This is a genomic window from Streptococcus raffinosi, assembly GCF_030284685.1.
Lineage (GTDB): Bacteria > Bacillota > Bacilli > Lactobacillales > Streptococcaceae > Streptococcus > Streptococcus raffinosi.
In genome coordinates this window covers 1-11,662 of the sequence record NZ_JASUZV010000013.1, presented here as the reverse complement: position 1 = coordinate 11,662, position 11,662 = coordinate 1, and the positions used below count along the sequence as shown (strand labels likewise).

The 11,662-nt window shown below is 39.6% G+C and carries 12 protein-coding genes; 3 read left to right on the top strand and 9 right to left on the bottom strand.

Annotated features, from left to right (window positions below; translation table 11 throughout):
• Nucleotides 1–73 precede the first annotated feature (73 nt).
• The 5 genes from msrA to QRD39_RS08515 all read right to left on the bottom strand — a co-directional run bounded on the left by msrA (nt 74) and on the right by QRD39_RS08515 (nt 4,451).
• Entirely contained in the window at nt 74–583 is a 510-nt protein-coding gene (gene msrA / locus QRD39_RS08535) for a peptide-methionine (S)-S-oxide reductase MsrA (protein ID WP_285956225.1), read from the bottom strand.
• Nucleotides 584–594: 11 nt separating this feature from the next.
• Entirely contained in the window at nt 595–1,443 is an 849-nt protein-coding gene (locus QRD39_RS08530) for a MetQ/NlpA family ABC transporter substrate-binding protein (protein ID WP_037612152.1), read from the bottom strand.
• A gap of 122 nt (nt 1,444–1,565) precedes the next feature.
• Nucleotides 1,566–2,117 carry a cysteine hydrolase family protein gene (locus tag QRD39_RS08525; RefSeq protein WP_070437872.1) on the bottom strand — a complete coding sequence of 184 codons (552 nt, stop codon included), beginning with the start codon at nt 2,115–2,117 and terminating at the stop codon, nt 1,566–1,568.
• Between the two features lie 67 nt (nt 2,118–2,184).
• Nucleotides 2,185–2,970, bottom strand: a complete 786-nt coding sequence (gene codY / locus QRD39_RS08520) for a GTP-sensing pleiotropic transcriptional regulator CodY (protein ID WP_002887402.1) — start codon at nt 2,968–2,970, stop codon at nt 2,185–2,187.
• A 266-nt stretch (nt 2,971–3,236) separates the two neighbouring features.
• Complete coding sequence (locus QRD39_RS08515) at nt 3,237–4,451, bottom strand: pyridoxal phosphate-dependent aminotransferase (RefSeq protein ID WP_008535427.1); 1,215 nt, start codon at nt 4,449–4,451, stop codon at nt 3,237–3,239.
• 354 nt (nt 4,452–4,805) lie between these two features.
• Between QRD39_RS08515 and QRD39_RS08510 the strand changes: the two genes are divergently transcribed.
• Nucleotides 4,806–5,258, top strand: a complete 453-nt coding sequence (locus QRD39_RS08510) for a universal stress protein (RefSeq protein WP_002887404.1) — start codon at nt 4,806–4,808, stop codon at nt 5,256–5,258.
• An 81-nt stretch (nt 5,259–5,339) separates the two neighbouring features.
• On the opposite strand, the gene QRD39_RS08505 is transcribed toward QRD39_RS08510, so the two are convergent.
• From QRD39_RS08505 to QRD39_RS08490, 4 genes are all read right to left on the bottom strand, one after another.
• A complete protein-coding gene (locus QRD39_RS08505) occupies nt 5,340–6,092 on the bottom strand; it encodes a hypothetical protein (protein WP_285956224.1) in 753 nt (250 codons plus the stop codon).
• A gap of 280 nt (nt 6,093–6,372) precedes the next feature.
• Nucleotides 6,373–7,173: a pyruvate formate-lyase-activating protein gene (gene pflA / locus QRD39_RS08500; RefSeq protein WP_060933866.1), complete on the bottom strand. Its 801-nt coding sequence runs from the start codon at nt 7,171–7,173 to the stop codon at nt 6,373–6,375.
• 441 nt (nt 7,174–7,614) lie between these two features.
• Nucleotides 7,615–8,349, bottom strand: a complete 735-nt coding sequence (locus QRD39_RS08495; RefSeq protein ID WP_037612156.1) for an LPXTG cell wall anchor domain-containing protein — start codon at nt 8,347–8,349, stop codon at nt 7,615–7,617.
• 352 nt (nt 8,350–8,701) lie between these two features.
• Nucleotides 8,702–10,033, bottom strand: a complete 1,332-nt coding sequence (locus QRD39_RS08490; protein WP_008535434.1) for a hemolysin family protein — start codon at nt 10,031–10,033, stop codon at nt 8,702–8,704.
• 110 nt (nt 10,034–10,143) lie between these two features.
• Here QRD39_RS08490 and QRD39_RS08485 point away from each other — a divergent pair, with 110 nt between their 5' ends.
• Both QRD39_RS08485 and QRD39_RS08480 read left to right on the top strand, forming a co-directional pair.
• The gene (locus QRD39_RS08485) at nt 10,144–10,926 is read left to right on the top strand and encodes an ABC transporter ATP-binding protein (protein WP_008535435.1); all 783 of its coding nucleotides are present in this window, start codon (nt 10,144–10,146) and stop codon (nt 10,924–10,926) included.
• Nucleotides 10,927–11,266: 340 nt separating this feature from the next.
• On the top strand, nt 11,267–11,587 hold the full coding sequence (locus QRD39_RS08480) for a hypothetical protein (RefSeq protein ID WP_008535437.1): 321 nt from the start codon (nt 11,267–11,269) through the stop codon (nt 11,585–11,587).
• Nucleotides 11,588–11,662 lie beyond the last annotated feature (75 nt).

Here is an 11,662-nt window from a genome sequence, read left to right as displayed (position 1 = left end):
ACTTTGCAATCGTTTTCCTATAGTTCACAACAAAAAATCGAGAATAGGATAACTTCCTACTCTCGATGATGACTCATTTCCAATTGTCTTCTAAAAATTGGTGACGAATAGCGCTACTTTGCGCATAACGTTCGGGATTAGTCTTATAAAATCCCTGATGGTAAGCTTCGGCTTCGTAGAAAGTCTCCGCAGGTTCAATCTTTGTCACGATTGGACGGTCAAAACGTCCTGAGGCCTGAAGATTAGCCTTAGATTGTTCAGCAATTTCCTTTTGACGCTCATCAAAATAATAAATCACAGGACGGTAGTTATCACCACGATCCTCAAATTGTCCAAAAGCATCTGTCGGATCGGTCTGTGCCCAATAAATTTCGACTAAATCAGCAAAAGAAATGATTTCTGGGTCAAAGATAATCTCCACAGCCTCGGTGTGGCCAGTCGTTTTACGACAAACCTCCTCGTAAGTTGGATTTGGCACATGTCCTCCAGTATAACCAGAGCGAACAGATAGAATACCTTCTTGCTCCTCAAAAGGTTGCACCATGCACCAGAAGCACCCTCCGGCAAAAATAGCTCTTTCCATAGCGTCCTCTCTTACCAAACTGGTTCATCCAAACCTTGAGATGATTTCTTGATGACCTCTTTGACTTCGTCAGTATGATAAGCCTTGATAACTTTCTTGATAGCATCAGCCTTATCTGATTTTTCCCAACCTTTTTGAGCTACAAGTAGATTGTACCATTGCTTAGTATTTTTACTAGCAGGTTCTACGTAGATAGCTGTCTTAGGATCAATACCAGCCTCTGTAACGAAGTCATTATTAATAATAGCTGCATCAACAGAATCAAGGTTAGCAGCTGTCTGAGCAGCATCAACTTCTCTGATATTTAAATTCTTGCTATTTTCACTAACATCAGTCAACTTAGCCTTGTCATTTGCACCTACACTAAGCTTAATCAAGCCAGCAGACTGCAAGAGATTAAGGGCACGACTTTCATTAACGGCATCATTTGGAATGGCAATCGTAGCACCTTCTGGCAATTCTTTAATATCCTTATACTTGTTCTTACCACCCTCTGTTCCAGAATAAACACGGAAGGCTGTGAAATAAGTCTCAGCAATTGGTACCAAGTCAGTCTTATGATCCGCATTCCAGTTATCCAGGAAATTGTAGTGTTGGAAAGCATTAATATCAATGTCACCATTATTAAGGGCTACGTTTGGTTGAGAATAGTCCGTAAACTCGCTGAATTTAAGCGTAACTCCCTCTTTTTTCAAGATTTCTTCAACCTTATCCCAGCGTGCTTGTTCAGACTCACTCTTAGCCATGGTCCCTACTCGAACCACTGTCTTATCCTTAGCAGCATCCTTACCACAAGCTGCCAAAATACCTACAGAAGCAACAGCAATAGCTACAAAACCTAATAATCGTTTTATTTTCATCATTTTTCTCCTCTCAGATGAACCAATACCTTTAGTCTAACACGAATACAGCCGCTTGACTAATTCATATTCTTAATTAGTTGATAGAGAGGGATTATCAAAAAAAGAGTAAGAACTCAATCTTACTCTACAATTGTTGCTCCAAGAACATTTTTAAAATGCCCAATCGCAAAATCATGTGCTTCAGGCGTCAAGGATGCTGTTGCACTTGCTACAACCTCGATATCATAACCTAGATTATAAGCATCAATAGCCGTATGTAGCACGCAAATATCTGTTAAAACTCCCGTCAAAACGACTGTTGTCACACGACGTTCACGCAAACGAATATCTAAATCCGTTCCCGAAAAGGCTGAATAATGTCGCTTGTCCATCCAAAAGACACGATTATCATCCTTGATGGCATCATATACTTCAGCTAACTTGCCATAAAGTTCTCGTCCAGATGTCCCTGCAATATTGTGAGGTGGAAAGAGCTTGGTTTCAGGATGGAAGGTATCCCCTTCATCATGTCGGTCCATAGCGACAAAGATATAATCTCCATTATCATAGGCTTCCTGTGTCACCTGAGCAATGCGGTCTTCAATGGCCTGAGCTGGCTTTCCAGCCGTCAACTTCCCGTCATCCGCTACAAAGTCATAAGAGTAATCAATTGAAATCAATGCTTTTGTCATGTTACTTTCTCCTTTTTAAAAAAGTGGGGCAGTTACCACCTACCTCACTTTTATGTCAAAATTTTTCTTATTCGTATTCTTTCAATTTGTCGTAAATACCTTCGTTAAGAACTTTAAGGTAAGTCCCTTTCATACCAAGTGAACGGCTTTCAATAATACCAGCTGATTCCAACTTACGAAGGGCATTAACGATAACTGAACGGGTGATACCAATACGGTCAGCGATAACAGAAGCTGTCAAACGACCTTCCAAACCGTCCAACTCATTCAAGATAGCTGAAACCGCCTTGATTTCTGAGTAAGACAAGGTATTAATAGCCATGTTAATAGCTGTTTGTTTACGAATGGTTTCTTCCAAGTTTTCTGTTTGAAGGTTCAACAATTGCAAACCAACTACTGTAGAGGCAATCTCAACCAAGATAAGATCTTCATCCACAAAGTCATGATCATTACGCCAGATGATGAAAGATCCAAGACGCATACCACCACCATAAATAGGCGCAATAGTCGTCAAACCATCTGGAAAGTCATCCTTTGATTCCACTGGGAAAATAGTCAAGTCACTATCAATACCAATATTTTCTTGAGTGTCATAGACACGACTGATACCACGTGTGTATTCTTCTGGGAGTTGTTTGGCTTCAAAAAACTCTTCTACACGATCGTTATTGGTTTTGTATTTCATGGCATAACCAAGGAGGGCCCCACCACCATTAACGATAGCAGCGTTACAATCGATGATGTCTGCCAACTGAGCAGCCATGTTATTGTATGGAAGATCTCCTTCCAAGCTATCTACTGAGCGTTGCAAGATAGATGTAATTTTACGAGTTTTAGCCAGCAAATTTGCCATATTTATTGTCTTCACTTTCTATTTGTAATCTTAATAATCTCAGGTCCTGTACCAAACATATCCGTCAAGACCCACTAGCCCTATCATTATAGCACACTTAACCTATAAATTGCAAACAATTGTCTGAAAATTATTTATTATTCTACTATTCATTATATTAAGTCAATTATGTCTTTTTCAGCTAAAATGTTCGGATTTTAGCTGAAACGTCTGCTTTTTAAGCATCAAGAAAACTGGACAAATCCTTTTGCCCAGTTGTTGACATATTAGCGCTTGTAATATGACAAGACACGTTCAATTTTATTTCCCAGATCAGCCAACTCTTCCACACGAGGAAGGTAAACGATACGGAAGTGGTCTGGTTCATTCCAGTTAAAGCCTTTACCCGGAACCAAGAGAACCTTCTCCTTCTTCAAGAGACGAAGGCAGAACTCTTCATCATCGTCAATATCATACATATTACGATCAATTTTAGGGAAGATATAAAGCCCTGCATCTGGCTTCACAGCTGTAAGCCCTGGAATAGCATTAACGGTATTCGTGATGAATTCACGTTGTTCATAGATGCGACCACCAGGAATCAAGAGCTCATCTACAGACTGGTAGCCCCCAAGTGAGGTTTGGATAACGTGTTGAGAAAGCACGTTGGCACAAAGACGCATGTTAGCCAGCATGTTAAGACCTTCAATATAGCCTTTGACATTTCTCTTTGGTCCAGAAAGAACCATCCATCCCACACGGAAACCACAGATACGGTGTGACTTAGAAAGACCGTTCATAGAGACACAGAAAACGTCTGGTGCAAGACTAGCAATAGCAGTGTGCTTCTTACCATCCATCACCAGGCGGTCATAAATTTCATCCGCAAAGATAATCAAATCATTTTGGCGTGCAATATCGACAATCTGTTCAAGAATATCTTTAGGGTAAAGAGCACCTGTCGGATTATTCGGATTAATGACGACAATTGCCTTGGTATTTGAAGTAATCTTAGACTTGATGTCATCAATATCTGGATACCAGTTTGATTTTTCATCACAGACATAGTGCACAGCGTTACCGCCAGCTAGACTGACACAGGCTGTCCAAAGAGGATAATCTGGCATTGGCACCAATACTTCGTCTCCATCATCAAGCAAGGCCTGCATAGACATAGAAATCATCTCTGAAACACCGTTACCAATATAGATATCGTCAATATCCACATTTGGGAAGCCCTTAAGCTGGCAATACTGCATAATAGCCTTACGAGCTGAGAAAATCCCCTTACTATCTGAATACCCTTCACTGTTACGAACATTCATAATCAAGTCACGAATGACTTCATCTGGTGCTGTAAAGCCAAATTCCGCAGGATTTCCCGTATTAAGACGAAGAATCTTTTCACCGTTAGCAATCAAGCGGTTGGCCTCATCCAAAACCGGTCCACGAATATCATAGGCAACGTGTTCCAACTTTGATGATTTATCAAATGTTTTCATAAGTTAATCCTTTCAAAAAATACTAAAAGTAGATACATCTAGTAGAAAATAAAAAATTCAACACCTGATGGGGAACCCTACTTTTATTGACACCATCTAAGGCTTAACCCATGGCATCAGTTAAGAAGATTCATTCTCTTCTCAATTATCACGTTTCTTACGAAGCTAATAACAGATTGTATTATACCTCTTTTTCAAGTAATCTTCAATTTTGGACAATATCAAAATCCCTTCACTGCGTAAAAGGCTCTTTTTAGGTAAAGATTTAAAAAAAGATTTCAGAAAACATATAATAACGCTTTCACTTTTTAAATTAAAAGAGTATAATAGGGCTAAAGATAGGAGGTAGAGCTTATGTCTCAACAATATGAACGTATTATGGTAGCTATCGATGGTTCTTACGAATCCGAACTAGCCTTTATCAAAGGTGTGCATGTTGCAAAACGTAACGATGCACAGTTACTTTTAGTACACGTTATCGATACACGCGCCCTTCAAAGCGTTGCGACTTTCGACTCTTACATCTATGAAAAACTAGAAGACGAAGCTAAAGCTGTTTTGGCCGATTTTGAACGTCAAGCCAAGGAAGCTGGATTAACCAAGATTCGTAAAGTCATTGAGTTCGGTAATCCTAAGAGTCTTTTGGCTGTTGACATTCCTGAAAAGGAAAACGTTGACCTCATCATGGTTGGTGCAACTGGTCTTAATACTTTCGAACGCTTGCTTATCGGTTCATCTTCTGAATACATTCTCCGTCACGCGAAAGTTGACTTGCTCATTGTTCGTGACTCAGAAAAAACACTTTAGTCGCCTCTCACAAGCACCTACGGTGCTTTTTTTCATACGAAAAAGAACTGGGACCCTTTTGTCCCAGTTCTTTTGTTTATTCTATTTTTCAGACTTAGCCGATTCAGATACCTCTTCAGACTCTGAACTTGCTTGACTTTTTTCTTTTGACTCTTCACTAGCAGATTGGCTTGAAACACCTGCTTGCTCTAAAGCAAGGCTAGTTGAAAGGCTCGCATGCTCAGCTTCCTGACTAAGGCTAGCTTCAACAATCATCAATTCTTTTTGACGCTCAGTCTCACGCTGGTATTCACGTTCTTCCAGTTCGTCCTGACGTCGTCTTTCTTGCTCAAGTCTTTGAGCTCTTCGACGCTCACGTTTAGCATGGCGTTTTTGCGTTTCATCAATCAAAACCTTCGTGTTGTCCTTGATACGCATCAACTTAACAAGACGAACCAAAAGTCTCCAAAGGAAGACGACAATAGACTCTGCAAAAAGTAGAATCTCTACTATAATGACTCCCAACAAACTCCAAGCCATGAAGAGTGTAATCAACAACTGCGTGAAAATCTTCTTCAAATCACCTAAGTGATTATTGTGGATATTAAGGGTCTCAAGGAAAAGATCCAAAATACCTTGCAAAAGATTAGACTTAACAGACTTATCTCCGTCAAGACTCAAGTCTGTTTGGACTTCTGCCGGAGTAACCACGGTCAATTCGCCATCTTGGTAGACTTCTACACGGTCTCCCAAATTGATAGCAAAATCAAATAGGGCTTTATCTATTTTCTTTAAGCGCCCATCAGGATGACTAAGATAGACAAAATCATCATCAATTTTTAATATACGAAACATAATTTACCTGCTTTTTAGTACTTCATAAATAATAGCAAAGTTAAAAAGCTCTTGTCAAGAGCTTGTCGAATGGATACAAACAATTTTAAATACGTCATAGACTAAGAACTTCTGCAAAAAACGTGAAATAAGGACTTATTTCACAAGCAAAGTGAACATCGGTCTAGAATTTTTCTTATGATAAAAATGCTTAAAACAGTCTGTTTCAAGCACTCCATAATATTTAAAACCGTTAGGAAAACTGTTTTAGGCTGATCCTAAATCTCAAACAGTTATCATTTTAGTCCAAAGTTTTGACACCAACACGGTTCTTGTATTCTTGATAGGTTTCAGTATGCATGAGGGCCTTAGCATTTTTAACACGGTCCATAGTTGGTGGTTTGACCCCTTCCAAAGGATATGGAATACCAAGCTCACGCCACTTGAATTCGCCCATAGTATGATAAGGAAGAATCTCAAACTTATCAACATTCTTCAAGGTTTTAACAAATTCACCCAGCTTAATCAAGTGATCATCGAAGTCAGTCAATCCAGGTACCAAGACGTGACGAATCCAGACTGGCACTTGTTTATCAGACAGATATTTTGCAAAGGCCAAGATATTCGTATTAGGTTGGCGAGTTACAAACTTATGTTGCTCTGGGTCAATTTCTTTGATGTCAAGCAGAACCAAATCAGTCACAGCCAAGAGTTTGTCAACGACTTCATGATACTCAGGAGTATTACGGTAGGCAAAACCACAGGTATCAAGTGTACAGTGAATGCCTAACTTTTTAGCCTCTGTAAAGAGAGCCGTAACAAACTCAATCTGAAGCATGGCCTCACCACCGGATACAGTGATACCACCTTGCTCTCCCCAGAAATGACGGAAACGAAGAGCTTCTTCTAAGACATCCTCGACAGTACGCTCAACAGCCTTATTTGACTCCATAGCCCATGTATCTGGGTTATGGCAATATTGGCAACGCATCTTACAGCCTTGCATAAAAACAATAAAACGGATACCCGGACCATCTACGGATCCAAAACTTTCAGTCGAATGAACCAGTCCAGTCACCTGACTGTAATCAATTTCTGCCATGGCAGCCTCCTTGAAAACGCTTTTTACATAAACTCATTATACCTTTTTTACGAAAAACATGCTTCTTATCTGCCCAAATTAAAGCAAAGGTTATACTATAATACATCTCAAGTAAGGTGTAAACTATACTATACCAGAAAGAAAAATCGGAAATAAACCAGTCTTAGAACACAGATAAACGCATCTAAATATCCCATAAATAAGCATTTCTGTAAAGTCTTTAGTGTAGGCACAAAAAATATAAATTGAGACTCTCCGCTACGATAAAAACGCCTGAAACTTTTTAGTTTCAAGCGTTCATAATGTTGAGACTTAAAGCTTAAAAATGAGGCATGGAACTTCGAGAAAGTTCGACTACGTCCATTATCACCTCAGGAAAATCTCAAAATAAGAGTTTATGTTAAATCTAAAACTAGAAGATATCCAGTCTTTTTTTATAGGTTAAGCACGTTTTTTGAAGCCCAAAAAGGCTGCTACTGCAAGGAAGAAAGTCCCTGCGATTGTCAAGAAGGTTGCTGATTCTTCACCAGTCTTAGGAAGGGTTACTTCTTTCCCTTTAGCATCTTTACCTGTCAATGTTCCATCAGTGTTAACCTTAAATCCTACCGCTTCAGGAGCAACGACACTTGTTGTACCATCAGTATTTGCAATAACGACTTGGCTATTTTGTGTAGAAACAATTGTTTGGCCAGCTGCTGTCACAACTGGAGCTGCAGGTGTAACAGTCACAACAGGTTGTCCATTGACATTCACTGAAGGAACCTCAGGTGTTTGAGGGTTCTCTTTTGTTTCAGTATTAGCCGCTGGTGCTGCTGTATCAGGCTTATCAGCTGGTTTTGCAGCAGGTTTATCTGACGACTCAGTTGTTGGAGCTAGTGTTGCTGGCGTTTCTGGAGTCGTTGGCGCTGTTGGCGTCGTAGGAGTCTCAGGCGTCGCTGGTACTTCAGGGACAGCAGGAGCAGTTGGCGTTGTTGCTCCTGTATTTGAATCATTACTGCGAGCCAAATCGCCATCACTTGGCGCTGTAGAAGAGCCTGTTGTTCCACGCTCTGCTGTTGGTTGCGTGATCAAAGCATCATTTGTAGCAATGCCATCATCCGCAAAAGAAGTTACTGGTACTAAAGCTCCTAGGGTAAGGAAAAGCAATCCACTATAAATAGATTTTTTAGAAGCCATTAAAATTCTCCTTTTTTCATTTGTCAGTTAATTTATATTTTACCATAAAAAAGGTATAAAAGACTATTTTAATCAAAATCTTATCATTTTTTATTCTAAGCCTATCAAAAGAGCTAAATGTGTTTAAAATTCTTTAAACAAAAATGACAAGTCTGATAAAGATGTTTCTCCTCAAGTAAGTAAAAATGGTTTAATATCATGATCTAAGGCAGTTTTCTCATTTTATCATTTAGCTAAATAAAATTTAAAAAGAAGATAAGAAAAAAGCACCCTCTCATAAAGAGATGGAACGCTCAATTATCATTTTCTGTTCTAATAGCTCTAGGGTTTTCTAATCAAAATACTCTTAATGCTATTCTTCTACTTCCTCTGGAGCTTCTGTGATGATGACTTTCAGCTTGGTTACTCGACCATCCTTAACCTTGTCATTGATGAATTCAAGGTGTTTATCTTTATTAATCACTTCATAGTGTTCTTTGACTTCTTGAGTAGGGATAGCTCCTACACCAGTCAAATAGTAACCTGCGATAGTGTCAACATCATCACTCTCAAGTTCAGTGTCAAAGTATTCATTGAAGTCGTTAAGGGTCATAACTCCCTCAACAATATAGGTATTTTCTCCAATTTCACGAACTTCTACACTAGCTTTATCTGTTTCGTCATCAATCTCGCCGACGATTTCTTCCAACAAATCCTCGAAGGTCACTAGACCAGCCACACCGCCATATTCATCAAGCAAGATAGCCATTTGATTGTTGGTATTACGAAATGCCGTCAAAAGGTCGTTAACAAAGATTGTTTCTGGAACAAAGAGGGGGTCGTTCATGATGCGACGAAGCTTAACATTCTCAAAACCGAGCTCATAACCTGCTTGAAGGAGGTTTTTGGTATGGATAACACCAATAATCTTATCCTTATCATCTTCGTAGACAGGGATACGAGAGAAGCTTTGCTTAAGAATGGCTTGGATATTTTCCTGAGTGTTGTCTTCAATATCAATCATGAAGGCATCTGTACGAGGAACCATAACTTCACGCGCCATCAATTCATCAAGAGAGAAGACACCTTGAAGCATTTCGATTTCCTCAGCTTCAAGTGTTTCATCACTCTTGGTCAACATGTACTCAATCTCGTCACGTGTCATCTGCTCATCTGCATCATCAAAAGTCATAGGTGTCAAACGAGACAAAAGGTTGGTTGATGCCGAAAGAATCCATACAAAAGGACTGACAATCTTACCAGTTACGATAATGACAGGTGCTGAGTAGATGGCCAGATTCTCCTTAAGGTTCATGGCAATACGCTTAGGATAAAGCTCACCAAAAACGATAGAAATGTAGGTCAAGACTACCAAAGATACCACGCTACCAGCTGTTTTAGCCCAGGCTACGTGACCAAACCAAGTTGCTATAACTGCTCCTAGTGAAGCAGAGAGACTGGCCCCTTGCAAAAGACTGATAAAAGTAATACCAACCTGAATAGTTGATAAGAAGTTATTGGGATTTTCAAGAACCTTGAGTAGGCGAATAAATTTCTTATCTCCCTCTTCTGCCTTTTGCTCGACACGAGAGCGATTGAGTGACACTAGGGCCATCTCAGACGCTGAGAAAAAGGCTGTAAGCAGGGTTAAAATGACTAGTAAAATAAATTGAAATAATAAGGACTGACCACTAGAGTCTTCCATTTTTTTCTTCTCCTCTAAAAAAATTCTGACTTTCATTATACCACAGTTTTCCAATAAAAGCCCTTATTTTATGCTATAATTAGAGTAATTTACCATCAAAGGAGAGACTTATGTCACTTATACGATTAGAAAATGTCAGTTTGACTCGCCAAGGAAAAACACTCTTGTCCAACTTAAACTGGACAGTGGAGAAAGGGCAAACCTGGGCCATTCTAGGTCTTAATGGTGCTGGAAAATCCACCCTCCTACGTCTTTTGACCGCTGATTTTTTCCCAAGTGAAGGTCAAGCTGAGATCCTTGGCTATAGCTTTGGTAATGGCGATATCACAGGCCTCCGCAAACAGATTGGTATTGTTAGTTCCTTTATCACCGAGCGTCTGCCCAAGCATATGACCGCTGAAAAGATCGTACTTACCGGTAAGTACAAGAGTTCAATCCTCTATAAGGCATACGGCGACAAAGAATTACAAGAAGCTAAGGACATGCTGATATCACTTGGAGCTGAGGAACTGATTGGCCGCCAATACCACGGCCTGTCTCAAGGGGAAAAACAAATTTGTTTGATTGCTCGTAGCCTTATGGAAGATCCTGACATCATTATCCTAGACGAAGCGACTGTTGGCTTGGACCTCTTTGCTCGTGAAAAACTCTTGCGTCAGATTGATCGTATCACTTCACTTCCTCATGCTCCACTGGTCCTTTATGTCACCCACCACGCAGAGGAAATCACTGAAAATATGGACCACATCCTTCTGCTCCGCCAAGGAAAGATTGTGGCTCAAGGGACTAAAAATGACATCATCACACCGGAAGTCTTGGCTGATTTCTACCAAAATCCTGTTCAAATTATCCCAATTGACGACCACCGTTTTTACATTAACCCACTTCTCTAAGAATTAATCACTATTTATGAACAACATCAAAGAAACAAGTCCCCCAGTCTATGGTCTGAGGGACTTGTTCTTTTATCACCACTACTCTTTTATTTGAGATACGCCATACAAAATTAAGGCTGGAACGATGAGCTGTTCTATAGACGACTTTTGTCAAAAGATTTCACCATGTGATAAAATCTTTTGACTTTTACCGATTCGGTCAAAACTGTCATTTTTGACCGAATAGATTCTAGAATGAACCACATAGACAAATAATATTGTCCACAAGCTAGCCTTTTGATAACTTAGTAGGTGTTAAAGCAAAATATCTTTCAGACAAAGAAAACGAGGTAAAAACATGACTAAAGTAATAGGTATTGGATTAATCGGTACAGCAGTAACAGTTATCACTTACAGTATTCTCGGCTTCCCCAAAATGGAGGTGTCCCTTTGGCCACTCTTTCCAGTCGCTCTTTTTGCTTTCTTTGCAATAGAAAATCTTATCAAAAAAGATTATAAATCTAGTCTCATGAGTTCTTTGATTGGTTTAATGATTGCTAATGCAATCTATGGCGTGCTCCCTATCTCAAACAGTATCCTGATTGTTGCAGGAATCCTAACATGCCTAGGACTGGGCTTCCTTTTTCCAAACCACGATAATGAAAAAGAGAAACATTAAAAACATACTAAGATTAGTAGTGAAGAAATCTCCGACGGGAGAGAGTACTCACTACTTTTTCTTTGTGTTAAAGTA